The 20,925-nt window shown below is 56.0% G+C and carries 19 protein-coding genes; 16 read left to right on the top strand and 3 right to left on the bottom strand.

The window, feature by feature from the left end; translation table 11 throughout:
• Positions 1 to 6: 6 nt before the first annotated feature.
• The 11 genes from HJ536_RS16115 to HJ536_RS16165 all read left to right on the top strand — a co-directional run bounded on the left by HJ536_RS16115 (position 7) and on the right by HJ536_RS16165 (position 12,121).
• Positions 7 to 1,170 carry an isovaleryl-CoA dehydrogenase gene (locus HJ536_RS16115; RefSeq protein WP_177158491.1) on the top strand — a complete coding sequence of 388 codons (1,164 nt, stop codon included), beginning with the start codon at positions 7 to 9 and terminating at the stop codon, positions 1,168 to 1,170.
• Positions 1,167 to 1,490 carry a hypothetical protein gene (locus HJ536_RS16120; protein ID WP_176855797.1) on the top strand — a complete coding sequence of 108 codons (324 nt, stop codon included), beginning with the start codon at positions 1,167 to 1,169 and terminating at the stop codon, positions 1,488 to 1,490. Before HJ536_RS16115 ends, HJ536_RS16120 begins: the two co-directional genes overlap by 4 nt.
• A complete protein-coding gene (locus HJ536_RS16125) occupies positions 1,487 to 1,984 on the top strand; it encodes a lysozyme inhibitor LprI family protein (RefSeq protein ID WP_228028758.1) in 498 nt (165 codons plus the stop codon). Before HJ536_RS16120 ends, HJ536_RS16125 begins: the two co-directional genes overlap by 4 nt.
• Positions 1,985 to 2,052: 68 nt before the next feature.
• On the top strand, positions 2,053 to 2,529 hold the full coding sequence (locus HJ536_RS16130; RefSeq protein WP_177158492.1) for a lysozyme inhibitor LprI family protein: 477 nt from the start codon (positions 2,053 to 2,055) through the stop codon (positions 2,527 to 2,529).
• Between the two features lie 64 nt (positions 2,530 to 2,593).
• Positions 2,594 to 4,201 (top strand): carboxyl transferase domain-containing protein, encoded by a 1,608-nt coding sequence (locus HJ536_RS16135; protein ID WP_177158493.1) that lies wholly within the window; start codon positions 2,594 to 2,596, stop codon positions 4,199 to 4,201.
• A 94-nt stretch (positions 4,202 to 4,295) separates the two neighbouring features.
• Entirely contained in the window at positions 4,296 to 6,248 is a 1,953-nt protein-coding gene (locus HJ536_RS16140; RefSeq protein WP_177158494.1) for an acetyl/propionyl/methylcrotonyl-CoA carboxylase subunit alpha, read from the top strand.
• Positions 6,245 to 6,898, top strand: a complete 654-nt coding sequence (locus HJ536_RS16145) for a glutathione S-transferase family protein (RefSeq protein WP_177158495.1) — start codon at positions 6,245 to 6,247, stop codon at positions 6,896 to 6,898. Before HJ536_RS16140 ends, HJ536_RS16145 begins: the two co-directional genes overlap by 4 nt.
• Positions 6,899 to 7,159: 261 nt before the next feature.
• Complete coding sequence (locus tag HJ536_RS16150; protein WP_177158496.1) at positions 7,160 to 7,594, top strand: hypothetical protein; 435 nt, start codon at positions 7,160 to 7,162, stop codon at positions 7,592 to 7,594.
• Complete coding sequence (locus HJ536_RS16155) at positions 7,591 to 10,035, top strand: tetratricopeptide repeat protein (protein WP_177158497.1); 2,445 nt, start codon at positions 7,591 to 7,593, stop codon at positions 10,033 to 10,035. The genes HJ536_RS16150 and HJ536_RS16155 overlap by 4 nt, the downstream gene beginning before the upstream one ends.
• Positions 10,036 to 10,377: 342 nt before the next feature.
• The gene (locus HJ536_RS21270) at positions 10,378 to 10,740 is read left to right on the top strand and encodes a plasmid mobilization protein (protein WP_420811098.1); all 363 of its coding nucleotides are present in this window, start codon (positions 10,378 to 10,380) and stop codon (positions 10,738 to 10,740) included.
• Complete coding sequence (locus HJ536_RS16165) at positions 10,727 to 12,121, top strand: relaxase/mobilization nuclease domain-containing protein (protein ID WP_177158499.1); 1,395 nt, start codon at positions 10,727 to 10,729, stop codon at positions 12,119 to 12,121. Before HJ536_RS21270 ends, HJ536_RS16165 begins: the two co-directional genes overlap by 14 nt.
• Before the next feature lie 31 nt (positions 12,122 to 12,152).
• Here HJ536_RS16165 and HJ536_RS16170 read toward each other — a convergent pair whose 3' ends face one another.
• A complete protein-coding gene (locus HJ536_RS16170; protein ID WP_177158500.1) occupies positions 12,153 to 12,578 on the bottom strand; it encodes a hypothetical protein in 426 nt (141 codons plus the stop codon).
• Between the two features lie 72 nt (positions 12,579 to 12,650).
• Between HJ536_RS16170 and HJ536_RS16175 the strand changes: the two genes are divergently transcribed.
• The gene (locus HJ536_RS16175; protein WP_177158501.1) at positions 12,651 to 12,884 is read left to right on the top strand and encodes a helix-turn-helix domain-containing protein; all 234 of its coding nucleotides are present in this window, start codon (positions 12,651 to 12,653) and stop codon (positions 12,882 to 12,884) included.
• A gap of 257 nt (positions 12,885 to 13,141) precedes the next feature.
• Here HJ536_RS16175 and HJ536_RS16180 read toward each other — a convergent pair whose 3' ends face one another.
• The gene (locus HJ536_RS16180; protein ID WP_177158502.1) at positions 13,142 to 15,340 is read right to left on the bottom strand and encodes a pentapeptide repeat-containing protein; all 2,199 of its coding nucleotides are present in this window, start codon (positions 15,338 to 15,340) and stop codon (positions 13,142 to 13,144) included.
• A 555-nt stretch (positions 15,341 to 15,895) separates the two neighbouring features.
• On the opposite strand from HJ536_RS16180, the gene HJ536_RS16185 reads away from it, so the two are divergent.
• The 4 genes from HJ536_RS16185 to HJ536_RS16200 all read left to right on the top strand — a co-directional run bounded on the left by HJ536_RS16185 (position 15,896) and on the right by HJ536_RS16200 (position 20,666).
• Positions 15,896 to 17,293 carry a UvrD-helicase domain-containing protein gene (locus HJ536_RS16185; RefSeq protein ID WP_177158503.1) on the top strand — a complete coding sequence of 466 codons (1,398 nt, stop codon included), beginning with the start codon at positions 15,896 to 15,898 and terminating at the stop codon, positions 17,291 to 17,293.
• Complete coding sequence (locus HJ536_RS16190) at positions 17,290 to 17,955, top strand: DarT ssDNA thymidine ADP-ribosyltransferase family protein (protein WP_177158504.1); 666 nt, start codon at positions 17,290 to 17,292, stop codon at positions 17,953 to 17,955. Before HJ536_RS16185 ends, HJ536_RS16190 begins: the two co-directional genes overlap by 4 nt.
• Complete coding sequence (locus tag HJ536_RS16195) at positions 17,933 to 19,588, top strand: ADP-ribosylglycohydrolase family protein (RefSeq protein ID WP_177158505.1); 1,656 nt, start codon at positions 17,933 to 17,935, stop codon at positions 19,586 to 19,588. The genes HJ536_RS16190 and HJ536_RS16195 overlap by 23 nt, the downstream gene beginning before the upstream one ends.
• Before the next feature lie 517 nt (positions 19,589 to 20,105).
• Positions 20,106 to 20,666: a metallophosphoesterase gene (locus HJ536_RS16200; protein ID WP_177158506.1), complete on the top strand. Its 561-nt coding sequence runs from the start codon at positions 20,106 to 20,108 to the stop codon at positions 20,664 to 20,666.
• Positions 20,667 to 20,728: 62 nt separating this feature from the next.
• Here the strand turns inward: HJ536_RS16200 and HJ536_RS16205 are convergent, their stop codons facing one another.
• Positions 20,729 to 20,908, bottom strand: coding sequence for a helix-turn-helix transcriptional regulator (locus HJ536_RS16205; protein WP_177158507.1), 180 nt, complete (start codon positions 20,906 to 20,908; stop codon positions 20,729 to 20,731).
• Positions 20,909 to 20,925: the final 17 nt, after the last annotated feature.

A 20,925-nucleotide genomic window follows, 5' to 3' on the forward strand; every position in this document is an offset into this window, starting at 1 on the left:
TCGCCAATGTTCATGTCTTCGATGACGTTCGACTTGGGGGAAGAGGTCAACGCGCTGCGCGATATGGTGCATCGCTGGGCGCAAGAGCGGGTGAAACCTATCGCGGCGGAAGTGGATCAGGGGAATGCGTTTCCCAATGAGCTTTGGCGCGAGATGGGGGAATTGGGCCTGCTGGGCGTGACTGTGGCCGAGGAGTATGGCGGGGCGGGGATGTCCTATTTGGCCCATACGATCGCGGTTGAGGAGATTGCTCGGGCAAGTGCGTCTGTCTCGCTCAGTTACGGGGCCCATTCAAACCTCTGCGTGAACCAGATCAAGCTGAACGGGACCGAGGAGCAGAAGCAGAAGTACCTGCCGCGGCTCATCAGTGGCGAGCATGTGGGCGCTTTGGCGATGTCCGAGGCAGGGGCGGGGTCCGATGTGGTCTCTATGACTCTGCGGGCCGAGAAGCAGAACGGGTATTACCTTCTGAACGGCAACAAGTACTGGATCACCAACGGGCCGGATGCGGATACCTTGGTGGTGTATGCCAAGACCGATCCCGAGGCGGGGTCCAAGGGGATCACCGCCTTTATCGTCGAGAAAGAGTTCAAGGGCTTCTCGACCTCCAAGCATTTCGACAAGCTCGGGATGCGCGGGTCCAACACCGCTGAGCTGATTTTCGAGGATGTGGAAGTGCCCTTTGAAAATGTCCTTGGCGAAGAGGGCAAGGGAGTGCGGGTGCTGATGTCCGGTCTGGACTACGAGCGTGTGGTTCTGGCGGGGATCGGGACGGGGATCATGGCGGCTTGCCTCGATGAGATCATGCCCTATCTGGCCGAGCGCACCCAGTTCGGGCAGCCCATCGGGAATTTCCAACTGATGCAGGCCAAGATCGCCGACATGTACACCGCGATGAACTCTGCCCGCGCCTATGTCTATGAGGTCGCTAAGGCGTGTGATCGCGGGCAGGTGACGCGGCAGGATGCGGCGGCGTGCGTGCTCTATGCCAGCGAAGAGGCCATGAAGCAGGCCCATCAGGCCGTGCAGGCCATGGGCGGGGCGGGGTTCCTGAATGACAGCGTGGTCAGCCGCCTGTTCCGAGACGCCAAGCTGATGGAGATCGGCGCGGGCACCAGCGAAATCCGCCGGATGCTGATCGGGCGCGAGCTGATGGGAACGATGAAGTGAGCCTGACGCAGGTCGCTTTCACGGTGCTCGGGGCCTTTCTGGCTTTGGTCGCGGTGATCGGCCTGCGGCTGGGCTGGACGGCCGCCACGATCACCGAAACCGAGGTGATCGAGCGCTATGCCAGCGCCTATGTCGCCGAGGCGGGCGGGGGCGCGGAACTGACCGACTGTCATGCCGAGGCGGGCCAGACGTGGTGGATCAAGCTGCGGGTGGTCTGTGCGGCGGCCGACGGGCGGGAATGGCGCTTCGGCGCGGGCCTGTGGGGGCAGTTGATGTATGTTGAACGCATCACCCCTCATCACAAGGAGATACGGATATGAAACGGATGATCCTGATGGCTGCGCTGGTTGCGGGGCCTGCCTTGGCCCAAGACGACATGGTGTTTGATGACAGCATCGTGGGGCAGTGCGTTCAGGCGGCTGCGGACGCGGGTGCGGCCGAGGCCTGTATCGGCAAGGCGGCGGACGATTGCATGACCCGCAATCCGGGCGGCGAGAGCACCTATGGCATGAACTTCTGCATCGGGCAGGAGGCGGCGGTCTGGGACGGTCTGCTGAACGCCGAGTATCAGCGGGTGATGGCCTCGGACAAGGAGATCGACGCGCAGACCAAGGCCGACGGCTATGGCGCGCCGGAACTGGCCCCTGCGCTGAAGGCGATGCAGCGGGCTTGGATCGCCTATCGCGACACGACCTGCACCTACGAGGCCAGCCAGTGGGGTGGCGGCACGGGGGCAGGGCCAGCCTATGCGGGCTGCATGATGCGGCTGACGGCGATGCAGACGCTGTACCTGCGCGATACGGGGCCTTTTTGAGGTCGGTTTTGTGATTGGGCAAACTGCGGTATGGGGGACCCGTTACTTTGCCTAAAGGAGATTTTGCCATGAACATTCGTCTTTTCATTGCGCTGGGGTTGATAGCGGGGCCGGTTTGGGCTGCTGAGGATACGCCCGAGGAGTTGCGTGCCGCTTGCTTTGAGATGTCTGCGATGATGGGCCAGTTGGCTCCTTGTGCGGGCGAGGCCGCGCAGGTCTGTCTGGAAGCCAAGACGGGATCTGCAAACAAGGGTGCATCGGCTGCTGTGATGGCCGAATGCTTCGCGCCCGAGGCGGAGTGGTGGGATCAGAAGGCGACAGCGGAATACGAGCGCGTTCTGGCGGACTTTCAGAAGATGAACGCCGCCGATCAGTCGGAGGCCGTAAAGGCCTTTCATGCCGCGTGGCTGACGTATCGCGATGCCAAATGTGATGTCGCCATTGCGGGGTTCGGCCTTGGGGCAGGGTCGAACCTGCCAGTGATCATTTGCCGGATGAACGAGAGTGCGGAGCACGCGGTGTATCTGTCAGTCAGGGGAAAATAGCGCCCCTTCTGACGTGGAATGACACCCTGCGGGGAGGCAGGGTTAACTTGAGGGAGGAGCGCCGATGGCGCGGCTAAAGAGCCAGATCCAGACCGGATCGGAAACCTATCGGGCCAATCTGGCCGCGCATGAGGCGATGTTGGCCGAGGTGCGTGCCGCCGCCGATTGGGCGGCTGCGGGCGGCGGTGACAAGGCCCGTGAAAGGCACCTGAGCCGCGGCAAGATGCTGCCGCGGGATCGGGTGGGGGCGCTGCTCGATGCCGGGTCTCCTTTCCTCGAGATTGGCGCCATGGCGGCGCACGGGTTGTACGAGGGAGCCGCTCCTTGTGCGGGCGTCGTTGCAGGGATCGGGCGCGTGCACGGGCGCGATGTCATGGTTGTCTGCAACGACGCCACCGTAAAGGGCGGCACCTATTACCCGATGACGGTCAAAAAGCACCTGCGGGCCCAAGAGATCGCCGAGGAATGCCGTTTGCCTTGTGTCTACCTGGTGGATAGCGGGGGGGCGAACCTGCCCAATCAGGACGAGGTTTTCCCTGACCGCGATCATTTTGGGCGGATTTTCTATAATCAGGCGCGGATGAGCGCGAAGGGAATCCCTCAGATCGCGGTGGTGATGGGGTCGTGTACGGCGGGCGGGGCCTATGTGCCTGCGATGTCGGATGTGTCGATCATCGTCAAAGAGCAGGGAACGATTTTCTTGGCGGGGCCGCCGTTGGTGAAGGCCGCGACGGGCGAAGTGGTGACCGCCGAGGATTTGGGCGGCGGCGATGTGCATACGCGCCTGTCCGGTGTGGCGGACTATCTGGCCGAGGATGATGCGCACGCTCTGGCTTTGGCGCGGGAAGCCGTGCGGCATCTGAACTGCCCTCCTGCGGGGGCAGTAGATTGGGCCGCGCCCGAGGAGCCCGCCTATGATCCGGACGAAATTCTGGGCGTGGTGCCCGGTGATCTGCGCACCCCCTATGACATTCGCGAGGTGATCGCGCGGGTGGTGGACGGCAGCCGCTTTGACGAGTTCAAGGCGCGGTTCGGGGAGACTTTGGTCACCGGTTTTGCCCATGTGGAAGGGTGCCCTGTGGGGATCGTGGCCAACAATGGGGTGCTGTTTTCCGAAGCCGCTGTGAAGGGCGCTCATTTCATCGAGCTGTGTTCGCAGCGGAAGATCCCCTTGGTGTTCTTGCAGAACATCACTGGGTTCATGGTCGGGCGGAAGTACGAGAACGAAGGGATCGCGCGGCACGGGGCCAAGATGGTGACGGCTGTGGCCAGTACCTCGGTGCCCAAGATCACCATGCTGGTGGGCGGGTCCTTTGGTGCGGGGAACTATGGGATGGCCGGTCGGGCCTATCAGCCGCGGTTCCTGTGGACTTGGCCGAATAGCCGGATTTCGGTGATGGGTGGCCCGCAGGCGGCGGGCGTGTTGGCGACGGTGAAACGGGATGCCATCGAGCGCGCTGGCGGCGAGTGGAGCGCCGAGGAGGAAGCGGCGTTCAAGCAGCCCACGCTGGAGATGTTCGAGCGGCAGAGCCATCCTTTGTACGCGACGGCGCGGCTGTGGGACGACGGGATCATTGATCCGCGCAAGACGCGGGCGGTGCTGTCGCTGAGCCTGAGGGCGGCGCTGAACGCGCCTATTGAAGAGACCAAATTCGGCGTGTTCCGCATGTGATTGCGGGCGGGGGATGGGGGGCGCTGCCCCCGCGCCTGAGGCGCTCCCCCGGGGTATTTTCGCCAAGATGAAACAGCGGCCGGGGGAGAGGGTCATGTTTGACAGCGTGTTGATTGCGAACCGTGGAGAGATTGCCTGCCGTGTGGCGCGGACGGCGCGGGCGATGGGCTTGCGCGTGGTGGCGGTTTTTTCCGATGCGGATCGGGATGCGGCCCATGTGGCGATGGCGGATCAGGCCGTGTGGATCGGGGGGAATGCGCCCGCCGACAGCTATTTGCGCGGGGACCGGATCATTGCGGCAGCCTTGGAGGCCGGGGCGGGGGCGATCCATCCGGGCTATGGGTTTTTGTCCGAGAATGCGGCGTTTGTGGAGGCAGTCGAGGCGGCGGGTTTGGTTTTTGTCGGGCCGACCGCCGGGGCCATTCGGGCGATGGGACTAAAGGATGCGGCCAAGGCGCTGATGGCTGAAGCGGGGGTGCCTGTGGTGCCCGGTTATCATGGGGCGGATCAGTCGGACGGGCTGCTGGCCGAGGAGGCGGGGCGGATCGGCTATCCGGTCTTGATCAAGGCTGTGGCCGGGGGCGGCGGCAAGGGGATGCGTTTGGTCGAGAGCGCGGACGGGTTTGCCGAGGCGCTGGCGAGTGCGCGGGCCGAGGCGCGGACGGCCTTTGGCAACGATGCCGTGCTGATCGAGAAGTATGTGAGCAGCCCGCGCCATATCGAGGTGCAGGTGTTCGGGGATGGTGAGCGGTTCGTGCACCTGTTCGAGCGGGATTGTTCTTTGCAGCGGCGGCACCAGAAGGTGATCGAGGAGGCCCCTGCGCCCGGTATGACCGAGGAGATGCGGAGCGCCATGGGGGCGGCGGCGGTGCGGGCGGCCGAGGCGATCGGCTATCGCGGGGCTGGGACGGTGGAGTTCATCGTGGATGGCTCTGACGGGCTGCGGCCTGACCGGTTCTGGTTCATGGAGATGAACACCCGTTTGCAGGTCGAGCATCCCGTGACCGAGGCCATCACCGGCGTCGATCTGGTGGAGTGGCAGCTGCGTGTGGCGATGGGCGAACCCTTGCCCGCGCGACAGGAGGATCTGTCGATCAACGGCCATGCCTTCGAGGCGCGGCTCTATGCCGAGGACGTGCCGGCGGGGTTCCTGCCTGCCACTGGACGCATCGGACATTTGCGTTTTGCAAAGTGTGTGCGCGCCGATAGCGGGGTGCGGGCGGGCGATGTGATCAGCCCGTTTTACGATCCCATGATTGCGAAACTGATCGTCCACGGGCCAAATCGACGAATCGCTTTGGCGCGGCTTCGGGCGGGTCTGACACAAACGCAGGTTGCGGGGACGGTTACGAATCTGTCTTTTCTTAAAGCGTTGTCAGAACATGACAAATTTGCAAATGAAGAGGTCGATACGGGCCTGATCGCAAGAAATATTGATACCCTGACCTATGCACCCGCAGCATCGGTGGAAGTGGTTGCATTGGCTACAGTTTCCGCTCTGGGACTGGAAAATGCTGCAGGTGCACATCAGGGCTTTGCCCTTTGGGCCGCGCCGCGCCGGAATGTATTGTTGACACAAGGGGATAAAGTGTGGAGCGTATCGGTAGAATTTAATGGCCCTCGCGCGATGACGGTTGATCTGGGGGAGGAGCAGGTCACGCTGATGCGCGACAGCGAGGGGCATTGGCGGGCAGGAGGGGCCCGCATTGGCGAGGCGGTGACGCTGGGGGAGAGTGTCACCGTCTTCGCATCTCAGACACACAATTTTGCAATCATTGATCCGCTGGATCGCGCAATGGATGGGGCTGGTGACACTAGCCTTGTGGTTGCGCCGATGCCGGGCGTCGTGTCGGCGGTCTTCGTCAAGTCAGGAGAATCGGTGCAGGCCGGCGACAGATTGGCGCTGCTGGAGGCCATGAAAATGGAGCACGCCATGCTGGCCCCGCGCGACGGGGTGATCGCCGAGGTTCTGGTTGCCACTGGTGACCAGATCGAGGCGGGCGCTGGCATGATCCGGCTGGAGCAGGCAGAGGAGGCCGCCGCATGATCCGTTTGCACCACTGTCCCCAGACCCGGTCCATGCGCAGCCTGTGGCTGCTGCACGAGCTGGGGGTGGACTTCGAGGTCGTGACCCACGGGTTCGATAAGAGCCTGCGGTCTGACAGCTTTCTGGAGATGTCGCCAGCGGGCCGCGTGCCTGCGCTGGAGATTGACGGCGCGACCATGTTCGAGACCGGCGCGATCACCGAATATCTGTGCGATGTCTACGCGGACAGCCCCATGGGGCGGCCTGCGGGGCACCCCGAGCGGCGGGACTGGCTGATGTGGCTGCACTTTGCCGAGACCCTGAGCCAGCATTCGGCGGCGCTGACCCAGCAGCACATCATGCTGTACGAGGACTCCATGCGTTCGCCCATCATCATGAAGCTGGAAGCGGCCCGTTTGAAGAAATGCTATGGCGGGATCGAGGCCCGTTTGGCGGGGCGCGATCACCTGCTGGACGGTGGCTTTTCGGCGGCGGATATCAGCGTGGGACAGGCGGTGTACATGTCCCGCCATTTCGCGCGGCTGACAGGCTTTCCGGCGCTGGAGGCGTGGTACGGGCGGATCTCGGCGCGGCCTGCGTTTCAGGCGTCCCTGCCGCGCGAGGGCGAGCGTCTGCTGTACAATGAGCCGTTCTATCCCGCGTGGGAGTGAGCGGTCCGGAGGCGGGGCCTCCGGAGGCCTCCGGCGGGGGTATGTCAAGCGATCAAAAGTCATGGAATATTGGTTGTCGGAGAATAAGCACCTCTGATTGCCTACATTCGTGCCTACTCTCTAAATTTCACTCCTACATGCAGGACTTGATCGAGTGGGCTTTCCCAGCCCATCGTCGACTTATCGGCATTTTTGCATGTAAGTTTTTTAAGTATGCATGCGCAGCAATTCGAGCGAAAATTCCTATCATTCTTAGGTTGAATGATTTTGGATTCTATCATGGAAAATTGGGCTGAGTTTTTTACTGATCCTGAAACACAGAAAGCAATTTCTTGGCTTGGAGGAGGACTAGCGGCTATCGGCGCAGCAGCTTGGACGGTCATTAAATATTTCTACCCCAAGGAAGAGAGCAAGCCGCCAGCAGCGGTTCCCCAGAACAGTGTCTCTTCTTCTAAAGTGACCGCTGACGGGGGCGGCACCGCAGTAGGCGGGAACGTCTCAATAAGTGGACCAACTATCAATCAAGGGCCGAACCGTTTCAGCATAATCGCGCTTGCCTTGGCAGTGGTCGGCGTCATTGTTTTATCTTTGGCCTTCGCGGGCAACAACGTTACGGCGATAAACGGTGGTGTCGCTATTGGGGGGGACGCTTCCGAGAGTCAGGTTCAAACCGACAACCAGAGTATTGAGAAATGAGCCGGGGCGGTTTCGGGCTGTGGGCGATCTCGCTCATCGCTCTTGTAACTATCGGAAACATGCGTTTGTTGGCCCTAGGCAATGACATCAGCGCGAGCGGCTGCTCCGTGGCCGTGGGCGGTGATCTAAGCCAGAGTAATGTTGATATTATCTGCGGGATGTCACCCGAAACGTATCAGGAATTAATTGCGCTTTTTGAGAATGATGTTCAGGATCGTATCGGTGACAAAGAAAAAATCATCGGCAGGCAAGATGAACTTTTAGTTTGGAAAGAAACAGAAATTCACAAGCTGAAAAGCGCTTTAGATCTGAACCAGCGCCAAGTCGAGGCTGCCCTTGAAGCTGCCGGAAAGCAGGGAGTGCCGCCAGAGCATGTAGGTCAAACACTGCTTGAAATTGCTCAGCGTTATGCAGTCTTGCTCGCGGATTTAGAGGGCAACCCTGACGACAGCAATGAGATCAGACAGAAGAAAGCTGAAGCTTCGAAAGCGCTTGAAAATGGTGAACTTGACCGTGCCGATAAAATTCTCGATGAAATCATCGCACTTGAAGATGCAGCGCTTGACCAACGTGCATTAGAAGCTGCCAAAACACGCGCCCAAAAGGCACAGGTTGCGTTGTTGCAGTTGCACTACGGGGATGCGGCAGATGCCTATGCTGCGGCGGCTAAACGCGTTCCCGAAATATTCTCTAAAGAGAAGAATGAATACATCAGGCTTCAGGCTGATGCCCTGTACAACGAAGGTTATGTCTTTGGACGCAGAGAAAGCATACTGCGAGCGATAGATGTCTACCAAGAATTGATTTCGCAGATTGATCGAAAAGAAGACCCAAATGCTTGGGCCGCGAGGCAGTTCGACCTTGGTCTTGCACTGCATTTGGCTGAAGATTCTGAACCTGGCACCGCGCGACTGGAACAGGCAATCACCGCCTTTCGGCTGGCGCAAGAGGTTTGGACCAGAGACAGCGCTTTGATCGGCTGGGCAAATGTGCAGATCAGTATTGGTAGTGTGCTGCGAGACATTGCGGACTACGATTGGGGCAATGAACGACTGGAAGAGGCTGTGACTACTTACCGCGCCGTCCTAGAAGAAATTCCCAAGGATTTTGCTCCGCTCATTTGGGGGGAAGCACAGATCGGCCTTGGGCGTGCGCTGAAAGATATTGGACAACGGGAACGAGATTCGGAGCGATCGGAAGAAGCTGTGGCCGCCATCCGCGCCGGCCTAGAAGTGCTTACACGCGACCTTTACCCAGGCATTTGGGCGTCGACGCAGAACGCATTAGGAGGTGCTCTAGCTCAGCTTGGATTCATGGAAAAGGGTACAGCGCGATTGGAAGAGGCTGTTGCAGTCTACCGCACTTATCTGGAGGCTACGTCTCGGGAGCGTGCACCGCTCGACTGGGCTGCTGGGCAGGTGAACCTAGGCAATGCACTTCAATTACTCGGCGCTAGGGAAAATAGCACAGTTCATCTGGAAGAAGCTGTGATTGTATACCGCGCTGCGCTGGAAGAGCAGACCCGGGAAATTAATCCAAACGCTTGGGCCAATTTGCAGAACAGCCTTGGTCACGCATTAAAGGCGCTTGGAGATCGCGAACGAGACCCTGAGCGATTGGAAGAAGCCTTGACAGCCTACTTGGCTGCTCTGGAGGAATGGACGCAGGTACTTGTACCGAACTATTGGGTAAGATTGCAGTACAACCTTGGATGCGCGCTGCAAGCGCTTGGCGAGCTGGAGAGAAACCCTGAGCGATTGAAAGAGGCCATGGCAGCCTATCGCGCGGCGTTGCAGGTGTGGACCCGTGACCGCATGCAGTTTTACTGGGCCATGACGCAGGACTCGCTGGGCGACGCATTGACAGCGCTTGGCGATCTGGAGTCTGGCACGGAGCGAATGGAAGAAGCCGTGGCAGCTTACCATGAAGCGCTTGAAGGGTGGTCCTCGGAGCGAGCGCTTTCATATTGGGCGCAAACACAGATCAGTCTTGGCGTCACGTTATGGAGGCTTGGGCTGCGGGAGTCTGGAACGGCGCGGCTGGAGGAGGCTGTCGCTGCCTTTCGTGCCGCGCTAGAAGAGACGCCTCGGGATCTTGACCCGCTAGGCTGGGCGCTCACGCAGTCCAATCTCGGCGGTGTGTTGGCAGCGATTGGCGAACGAGAGCCAAGCACAGCGCGACTGGAAGAGGCTGTGGTGGTCTTCCGCGCAGCGCTAGAAGAACGCACTCAGGACCGTGTCCCGCTCGACTGGGCGCGGACGCAGTCTCAGCTCGGCGAAGCACTGATAGCACTCGGTGATCAAACGCAAAATATTGAACTGCTCAGGGAAGCAAAGCTGGCTTTTGAGCAGTCGTACGAAGGCTACGAAAATAAAAAACAAGACTATTTTGAAGAGCGCTTTGCAGAGATCGATAGGTTGATCGAAGGTATTTCCGAGTGAGGATTCTGGGTGTGGCCAAACACTATAGAAAGATGCGCCTGAGTGTGGAGCCTCGGCTTGGTTCAGATTCTTCTTAGCGAGCCATGTTTTTGTTACACAAAAACGCTCGCCGACGTTCGCTTCGCTTACGCCGGGACGGGAGTGCGCGCTTCGCTTGCACTCCCTCCTGTTCGGTTGCATTTGGGCAATGAAACCGCCATCTGATCTTGGCACTGCCTTGAAGCTGCACCGCACACTCAAAGTGTAAACGTTCCCTTAATACTCGAAACCTACCTGCCTATTGCGGACGTCGTGTGGTGCCTTTTGGGGACCGCTTGCGTCCTGCACGACAGCGAGGCAATTATGAAACGAGGGAACACGGGCGGCAGACCCAAGGTTGCGGCGCGACGCTGCAGGCATCTGAACATTCGGCTCACAGAGGCCGAGTATGACAGACTACGCGGGAAAGCAGGCAACTTGAAGCTTTCAGACTATGCGCGCCGTCGCCTGCTAGGCCAAAGCGTCCCAAGGCCGATACCAGAGATAAATCAGGTGACGTGGGCAGAACTGGCGCGGACGGCTGCCAACCTCAATCAGCTCACACTCCATGCGAACCAAGGTCACTTCGACCATTCCGAAAAGTTTGCTCTCGCACTCGTCAACGTCTCGCGCACCCTCAAGGCAGTCAGGGAAGGGCTGATCGGAGGTGACCATGGCAATCGGTAAGCTCATCAAGGGATCCAACGCCAGTGGGCTTATCGATTACCTTTTGGGCGGGACGGACAACCAAGGGCGGCTTCGGCCAAAGGTTGCGATTGTTGGCGGGACGCTCGGGTTTGATCGGCGTTCGGCAAAGAGACAATTTGCGTCCCTAAAGAAGCTGCGCCCCTCCCTTTCAAAAAACACAGCGCACATGTCCATTTCCTTGCCTGTAGAAGACCGCGACCTGACCGATCAGGAGTGGGCAGCCATCGGCGACCACTGGGCTAAGGGGATGGGCTTTCGGGCCTACGTGACCGTCTGCCATGGCGACCACATTCATATCGCGGCCAGCCGGATCACGCTGGATGGCACAGTCGTCTCTGACAGCCACGACTATCGCCGCAGTGAAGCGCTGATCCGAGAGATTGAAACGACCTTCAAGCTGATCCCAGTCGCGCCATCCCACTTGCTCAAACCAGATCGCAAAGCCGATCACGTCGCCGCTCCGAAATCCGGTGAATTGATGTTGGCTGAAAAGGGCGAAATCTCATCGAAAGCGCAACTGCAGCAGTTGCTGACAGACCTGACCGCGACACCCATCACAGCATCCGATTTCGTCGATGCGTTGGAAGGCTGCGGCGTCGATGTGCGCCCGAATATATCCGCGACAACTGGCAGGCTGTCTGGCTTTGCCTTTGGCCTAAACGGGCATGTTTTATCCGCGTCCGCCCTTGGACGGGGCTTTTCATTGAAGAATTTAGAGAAGAGAGGATTTTCCTATGTCAGAGACCGAGACTTTCAGAAACTCAGCGAAGCAAAAGAGCGCAGCCTTGAACGCGCCATTGGCCCTACACTTGGTGACGAACACGGCGGCGCAACAAGAGGTGCTTCAGGCGATACTCGCGCTGCCCTTCCAGATCAGCCAAGCGTTGGACCCGCTGCTGCACCAGTTAAAGGAGCAACAGGCACAGAATGCCCAGCTGTTGGAGCGCATGGAGGAGCAGGACCAACTTATGCGGGCTTTGGGGAAATCGCTACAAAAATTGAAAGCGCGCCCATAACCCTACCGTTACCACATCAAAGCCAAGCCCATTCAGCTAAAGGCACTGCACGTCCTGACCAGCCAAGGCTCTATGGATTGCAAGACTTCCTTGTGCAATTTGAGGCGCGCATTCGGCGTGCAGTGCGACCACTTTCAGTGCTTCAGAAAGTACTCTTAGGTCTAGATAGCGTTCGCCAAAAGCTCCGCGCTGGACCTGCACCGATTAGAAACCCCCTGAAATCTGGACCTACCGTGAACGCGACGCTTCCAGAAAATTCTGACCTCTGCGAAAGCCAAGAAGATAAGCCTATAAGTAACTGCGACGGCCCCACATCGGCGCAACAGTCTGTTGCGCCGCGATGATCGCTCCGAACTTTGCCGGGGCTTAAGGCACCTACTCTGATTTGAACGCCGAAGGGCCATCGCTCTTGTAGCGAGTCAGGCCATGCTGCGCCAATTCTGCGAGCCGACTTTGGAACTTGCAGATGTAGGGGTCTGGTAGAAAGCTGTCGGGCGTGATTACGCTTTCAGCGCGCTTTCGCATAACTTCCAGAGGGCCAATGCCCTGCATGTGGAGAATGCACGACATGGATAGAAGACTGCCTTCGTTCAGGCCCATGGGATGAGGATCGGTAAGATCCCGTCCTTTCTGCGTGATTTGGAAAGGTCCAACGGGTGTCTGAGCAATGAGGCCAAGGGACAGCAGCATTTCAATGTCTTCGGGCGGGGCGCTTCCACGGCAGCGAAGCATGAAAAGGGCAAAGCCGCCGGGCATGCAAATGCGGGTATCTGCGATGAAGGCCGAGTCAGGATCAGGCATCGAATCGCTCCTATTTTGGGAGTAATGATTATCGAGCGTAGGAGGGTGTGTCGATACCTTACGGACCCCACTATGGCTGGCACCCTTCACACACAGGCGCACCGTGACCTGATCAAATCTCTGGTCGCAGTACGCAAAGCCAAAGGCCTGTCTCAGGCTCAACTAGCCGCGATACTGGGGAAGCCGCCATCATACGTGGCGAAGGTTGAACTCTGCGAACGGCGTCTGGATGTGCTGGAGTTTTGCGCTTGGGCGAGGGAGCTTTGCGACGAGCCTTTTGGCTTGTTGCAACCATATTTGGACTGAGAAACGGATTCGGTCCGAGATGGCGACCATCTCCAACTAGGCAAGCGGGCGTTTCCTACACAAAAAATTCTTTGTGTAGGAAATTTGGTTCAGTTGTCATTCGCACAATATTCACGTATCGCTAGCCCCGCTCTCGTGGTTTCGCACAGATCACCGACAACAGCGCCTAAATATACTTTATCTCCAATCCCTCTGCGAAAAGTCGGCATGATTACTTCGGCTCCAACGCTCCGGGACCGATCAATGTTGAACTAACGCTATTCGTGCCAGCTACACCCCGTTGGAGGGGGCGCTGCTACTACCTCTTTCCACTCATCGGGCGCAATGATATCCCATTTTTCGTTGCCTTCTTCCGTTACCGGTCGCGAAGGTGCGGCCTCCAGCCAGCCCTTCCAGCGGGCATAAAATTCAGCGTGCGAGAGGCGTTCGGATGCCCATTGGCAAGGACGTTCGACATTGTCAGGAAGTGTGGCGGTGGCGTCTCCGAAAGAGTTTCGAAAGTCAGTATCTGCATCAAAGATTGCAGGGCGGAGATCCACGAATCTCAGTGCGCCGCCAGTGTTAATTACCGCACGCAAATCTGTGTATTCTAAAATCAGTGGCTCGTCTTCAGTTCCTATCAAAGCTGACAAGTTGAGGACTGCCCCTTCCATCTTTGCATGATCGAGAGTTGCCCTTTCCAGATCAGCCCCGCTGAAATTTGCCATTTCCATATGCGCCCAATCCAAGTAGGCTCCTTTCATTTTCGCTCCGCTGAAGTTTGCTCCTTCCATGTGCGAAAAGCCGAGGTCTGCCCCTTCCAGATACGCCCCTCTGAAGCTAGCCCTCTCCATTCTGGCTCCCTCGAAGCTTGCCTCCGCCAGATACGCCGGTTCAAATTTCGCTTCCTCCAAATTTGCCTCACTGAAATTTACCTTTTCTAGATAAGCCCAACTGAGGTCTGCCCCCTCCAAGTTTGCCAAGGTAATGACTGCCTTTTCCATATCCGCTCCGCTGAAATTTGCTCCTTCCATACTCGCATGGGATAGGTTTGCTTCTTTCATCTTCGCTTTGCCAAGGTTTGCTCCTGTTAGCTTTGCAAAGTCCAATTCTGCTCCATCCATATTCGCCTCACTGAGGTTTGCTCTCTCCAGATTGCCTCCTTTGAGGTCCGCCAATTTCAAATTGGCACCGCCAAAATCGACACCTGAAAGATCGGCGTTGTTTAGGATCGCAGCGCGCAAATCCTTCCCAGAGAGATTGGGTTTGCCGATGTAGGCGACTACGCTGCTACGGTACGCCGGCCATTCACGTTTGGTGAAATCATCTTCGAGCGCGGCGAAGTAGGTACCACAGTCGGTTAATCCAGTCTCGGCGCACCAAGTCTGGCGTGCCTGCCATAGGGCATTTGTTGTATCATCGCTGTTGACTGGATTGCCGCCGCAAACTTCAGGAGTTAGCCCGTATCTCTGGCACCATTGGACGCGGTACCGATGGCGGGCCGTATTAAGGTCAGCGTGCTCTGGTGGCAGCACAGACAGCGGAGCTTCGCTGAGGTCGGGCGAGTCTAGCTGCAACAGTTCGGTGCCATTGTCCCAAGACCAGATCCTAATTTTGTCGTAGATGGTGCGCTCAGGATCGTCGGACTTGTTTCTCACCCAAGCCTCTTGCCGTTCCGCCCAAGTGCGCGTGCTTCCGTCGGCAGATTTATCATAGGCAATGACCCATTCGGCGATGCCTTTACTGTTGGCAGCTGTCAGCCAAGCGACTGGTAGGCAAAGCAGTCCGCACACCGCAGAGGTAAAGATCACGCCAGGGGTCATGCGACGGCCTGCATCGCTGCGCATTTTCGTCCAAGACAGTGCACTAGCGTAGATCGCAACCATTAGGCACAGCGCGTTGATCGCCGACATCAAGAGATTATGCGCGGGCCAGCCACGCCACCACATCAGCCCGAGAACAAAAGGGCCAGCGAACCAGACCAGTGCCCAAGTGGTCAGCCATGACAGAGTGTCAAGCGGACGAGCGGAGACGGCTCCATCCCGACGCTGGCGCAGCACAAAGTCGTTGAGGAGCCAAGGTTTGATGTGGGTCTCGATGGGCGTTCCATCGAGTAGTGGTGGCGGGCCAAGCGGTGGCTTGCCTAGGGCCTCTGTCACTTTGCGGATGTGGAGGTGGAGATAGACGTAAAGGGCAGCGCCAAGCACCGGAGCGAAAATGAAGAACGAGAACGTGGGGATCGAGACCCCAACGATTGGAAGTTGGGTCTGACGGCTATCGACGAAGAAATCTACGTCCTCCACCCCGAGCGTGGTCACGATGACGAAAGCAAGGTAGGCCAGCAGCGCAAACCAGTTCGTTCGGCCAGTGGCGGTCAGTGCATCGATGCGGGCGATCTGCGCATCCGTGGCCTCCGGCTGCGAGGAGCGTGCTTGGCGGTTCCGAATGCGTCGAAGGCTCAATCTGCTAGGGGGCATAAGAAATCTCGTTTTGAGTGATACTCGATGTGAATATCACAATCTATGCGGTATCTGTGTCTATAATAATGTCACCCGGACACTAGTGACTGCGAATTAAAACAAAGGCCAATTTCTTGCTGATGGAGATCAGTTCTATTTCCCGAACGCATTGTTGGGCGGTGAGCCGGCTTTGGCTTCCCATTGGAAGATTGACGGCGACGCGCGCGGAGCAGGCTTTGCAATATCGCAGCGGTAACGTCAAATTCTCGTTATAAACGGTCCTCAGTCGACCTCAAATCTCTGCTTCAAGAGCCTGGTCATGCGTGAGCAGATAGTTGATATACGCCATCTATGGGTAATCCAGCATATCAACGGTGACCTTCAGCCAGCTTTTTTGTTGTCGGACAGCTTCCAATGAGATTGGTAGAATTGTTGCTTGGAAATTAGCGCAACTTTCAGGTAAGTGCATGTCGAATTGGTATTTTATCTTGCTGTGCACGATGGCCAAGTCAACTCACTGGCGCAAAAAACGCGTCAAACTGAGGCTTTAAATTGATACAAAGGAATTAAAATATGCAGGTACTCCGTCAGGTTAGGCCGACTCCCGAACAAATTGGCATCATTCGCCGAATCCAGAGTGGAGTATCGTTGATCAAAGGGGCTGCTGGAAGTGGTAAAACCACAACTGCCCTTCTAGCTTTAAGGGCAGCGACTGGCTCCGCAGTTAACCAGTTGAGGAATGAAGGCAAACTTCCAGCAAGAGTTCTTGTTCTCACCTACTACAACTCGCTACGCAGTTACATTACCGCGGTAGTTGAAGAAGAGATGGCCGATTACGTCAATGACGCTCAGTTGTTCGTTTCTACGTTTGATCGGTGGGCTTTAGACACTCTTTCAGAAAAAATGTGCAACAAGGAAGCGGCACAGATACATTTGAGGAAATTGGCGCGTGGCTTTCCCCGTGACCAAGCATTTGTCATAGATGAAGTTGAATACCTCTTAGGTAGACTTCATCCGGATCGACTCAATGATTACCTTACGATGAGAAGGACCGGTCGAGGAAACTCGCCCGCAATGCCTCAAGAACTTCGAAAACAGCTATTGGATGAAGTGGTCACCCCTTATCTAAGCTGGAAGGAAGCAACCGGCGCTCAAGACTTTAACGACATTGCGGTGGAAATGATGCGTAAGGAACCGGATTTCCAATACGATGTCATCATTGCAGATGAAGCACAGGACCTATCTGCAAATCAACTTCGAGCAATAATGCAGCACGCGGCGGATGACGCCACTATCACTATTGTTACAGATACAACGCAGCGAATTTACCCTCGTGGGGGACCGTGGGCCGAAGCAGGTATTCAAATCGCGCCTGCCCGCAGTTTTCGACTGCGCAACAACTATCGAAACACACTAGAAATCGCCGCGTTGGCAGCATCGATTGCCGATGGACTGCCTATAGACGACGATGGTAGTTTGCCTGATCCGACACTTTGCCAGCGCCAAGGAGATCTACCGCAGTGGATAAAAGGTCAATTTAATAGGCAGCTGGACTACGCAATCAGCAGACTACGTCAGATTGACTTGACCACCGAAACTGTAGGCTTTCTCCATCTAAAGGGCGGCGGTTGGTTTAAGGATATTCGGAAGGCATTGTGCGACAACGAGTTTGAGTTTTGCGAACTGCAAGGCGCAAAGGAGTGGCCCGAAGGTCCCGAAAACATTGGATTATGTACTTTTCATAGTGCGAAGGGCCTAGAATTTGATCATGTGTTCATGATCGGGTTGGCAGCCCAGCACGCCTCCTACGGTACGGAGCCGGACGATGATCGTTTTGATGCCCATCGGAGACTGATTGCAATGGGCGTTGGACGGGCGAGGCAGTCAGTACTTCTAGGATCTAAGCCTGGAGAGGATTTGCCGCTACTTGCAGGAATTCCAGGAAACTTGGTAGAGACTATAAATCTATGAGCATCCAAGATATCGTTACCGCAAGAGGCATTGGTGAAGTGGTGCATTTTACTACGAACCATGGCTGCCTCGGTACTCTTTACGCCCAAAAGCTATTGTCCAGGGCGAAGTTGCAAGAAGATGAAATGGTGCAGTACTTGTTTGCAGCTAACGCCGAACTACGGCGTGACACTGCATACCTCGATCACATCAGCTTGTCTGTTGAGCACATCAACACACAGTTTTTCAACGTCAGCGCTGGTAAGTGGCATAGAGACGAGCCAATTTTTTGGTGCATTTTAGCGTTCGATCCCAGTGTCTTAAGCCATGAAGGAGTGGTTTTCGCAACGACCAATAACATATATAGCTCTGTAAAGAGAGGCATGGGCGAGGGCGCATTCGAGAAACTGTTCTCCGAGCGGGTATCTCGGTGGCATGGAAATGTGGTGACACGACATGCAACTGTGCCACCGAACTATCCTACCTGCTTTCAGGCCGAAGCATTGTATCCTTCCGAATTATCAACGGAATATTTGCGTCACATCTACGTGAAAACTGGTGCAGATCAGTCGGAAGTGGTTGGATTTCTTAAGGCTACATTTCATCGCGATGTAGATGTGATAGTGTGCCCTGAAAAGTTTGAAGAAAGATCAGAGTGTTATGGACCGCAGAAAACAAAATAGACTATCTGCCGAGTGGGCAGCCTACGGCGACGCCTTAGGGTTCATGACTGAATTGGCGGATGCCGAACGTGTTGAATATCGGTTGGGTAGAGAAAAGGTCGAACACACTCATCCGTGGAAGCGGAAAGTCGGAGGCTATAGTGGTCAAACTTTTGATCTGCCAGCAGGCACTTACTCAGATGACACGCAACTACGACTGGCAACTTCCCGTGCTATTCGATCAGACGGTAGCTTCGACGTTTCTGCATTTGCCAAAGTCGAATTGCCCGCGTGGGCAAACTACGCACTTGGTGCAGGTGTCGGGTCTAAAGAAGCTGTTGCCAACTTGTCTCGCACATCAGCAACTTGGTACTCGAATTTCTTCGACAACAAAAAATCACGCTATGTGAATGGTGGCGGCAACGGAGCCGCAATGAGGATACAACCTCATGTTTGGGCATCAAGCAATCTGTTAGATATAGACGCAATTCTAACTGATGTGGTCAAAAACTCAATTTGTACTCATGGGCATATGCGGGGGATTCTTGGTGCCTGTTTTCATGCTGCATCATTGGCCTTCGCAATGCGTGAGGGACACGCGCCTGATCTTGAGGACTGCTTAGATTTTCTCGAAACTCTCCAGCGTGTCCCAGATCTAATAGAAGCTGATGGTGACCTCAGAACTTTTTGGATCGGAGCGTGGAATGAAGCCAATAGCTGCGAAATTCAAGAAGCCTGCTTCACGGTAATTGATGAGATTTTAGTTGACATCAAAGAACTGAATGGATTTAAATCAGAGCCTCTCAATGAGATTTATCCAAAGGTAGCAAAAGCGCTAGGCGCATTTGAGTCTTCTTCCAGAGGCTCAGGCACTAAAACGGCGATCTTGGCTTCATTTGTAGCATCCCGGGCGAACACCCAATTACCTCATGACACCCTTCTAACGGTGGCGAATGCTCTTGGGACTGATACCGATTCCATAGCGACGATGGCGGGAGCCATTATCGGCGCGTGTACGAACCAGCGGTGTGAATTTGATCTTCAAGACAGAAATTACATTCTTACAGAAGCAGAGCGTCTAGCAAATATTTCTGAAAAGCGCGACGCGCGTTCATTTCGCTATCCAAATCTAAGGAATTGGCGGCCAGAGAAGACAGCTATTGACGCAGTCGGACTACTTGATGGCAATCTCTATCTCAATGGTATTGGGCCGTTGAAAGAAATTGAAGGCTTTCCAGTAAAGGAGAACGAAAAAGAGAACATTGGCTGGTTCAATCTACCCTTTGGCCAATCAGTTTTGGTACGTTATAGGGCACAGCCTCGTGAGTTCTCTAGTCCGCAGAGTACGCCTGTTCGAACGGCAGCAATATTAGAACAGAAAGCCGATCCACAACCACCCGGCAAGCTGCGTGACCTCTTCGATCAAACGGATCACGATAAGGACCCGTTATCAAAAACAGGTTTGGAACAAATGTCTTTGAGTGAGGTTTTGCGCAAGGTGATCGCGGAAGGTTTTCCCCCAGAACTGATTGGGCGCGCGTTGCTTATGCAAGTAGACAACGGTGGAAAAGAATACTTGGAGAAAGGAGTGGCGCTAACCGCTAATATACTCACTGCATACGAGGCACGCACCACGCGCCCCCGAAAAAAGTAAGCGCAGTCGAAAATCGTAGACACACTAGGTATGAAGGCCGTCCTTCTTTGCTTTTGAGCCGAAGAATTTCGCCGGCTTTCATTATATGACTTCATTTTGCGTTCCAAGTTAAGCCCTCACTTGAGACTCTCTTGGAGCTTATTGAGGCGGTGCTCGGCTCTGATGGCATTCCTTTCTTATCTTCCATCAATGTCGAGGGGGGTTACCCTTTTTCACGTCATTCCTGTAGAGGGCAGTCACAGCAACCAAGCTCGGATGACTGGAAAGGGCTGGGATATAAAGTCTGCCAAAACGAGCGCACACCTCTGGTGCTGCGCCGCCGCACGACCTCCCCCAAGCGCATTGCAGACCTTAGCCTGTCAAGAATGGTGTGGGATGCCTCGAAAGTCCGTTCTCGTGAAGCTGCACTGCGAAGATACAGGCCTTGGCTAGCGGCGGCGATGGGCCGATTTATTTCTTGATCCGCCACTCCCATCTTGGCAGTAAGGGTTTGTTTCTCTGAGGATGGGTTGGCTATATGAAAATCTGGTACACTGCCGACACCCACTTTGGGCACGAGAACATCTTGTCCCACTGCAAGCGCCCTTTTAGCTCCGTCGCACAGATGGATACGACGCTGATTGAAAACATGTGGAAAGTTGTCGGGTCGGAAGACCAACTCTGGATATTGGGCGACTTTGCTTTCGGTGCGAAGGCCAAAGACCCTGCGTACTTGGACGCAGTTTTTCTCCAGCTTCCTGGCGCAGAGAAACACCTGGTCGTGGGGAACCACGATCTTGCGCCAACGCTTCAGTTGCCGTGGACCTCTGTGTCTCATTTGGTTGAACTGCCCGATGGTCCTAACGGACAGGCAAACACCCTCTGCCACTATCCGATGATTACGTGGAACAACGCGCGCAAAGGGGCGCTGCAACTGTTCGGCCACGTCCATGTTAGTTGGAAAGGCTCGAATAACTCGATGAACGTGGGTGTGGATGTTTGGGATTTTATGCCTGTGTCTTTCAGCGACATCGCCCGACGTGCCAAGACATTACCGAAGAACAAGCATTGGGAAGATGTAGAGCCGAGATCGAAATGACGGGTGGTTTCGTTCATCAAAGCAAACAGGCCGAGCGATGAACACTCGGCCTGTTTAGTTGGCTACAGTCGTGGAAGGCTTTCCATCCATTCGTTGATCTCGCTTAACCTCCAGCGGCTGGCTCGCGCGCTGGTTTTGATGGGTTTCGGAAACTCGTCATTCGCGATCTTCCGGTAGATTGTGGAGCGGCTCTGGCCGGTCAGTTCTTCGACTTGGTTACATCTGATAAATCGGTCTTCCATATTGTTTCCTTCAGGTT

Origin of the sequence: Donghicola mangrovi (assembly GCF_013377535.1) — a bacterium.
Taxonomy (GTDB): Bacteria; Pseudomonadota; Alphaproteobacteria; order Rhodobacterales; family Rhodobacteraceae; genus Donghicola; species Donghicola mangrovi.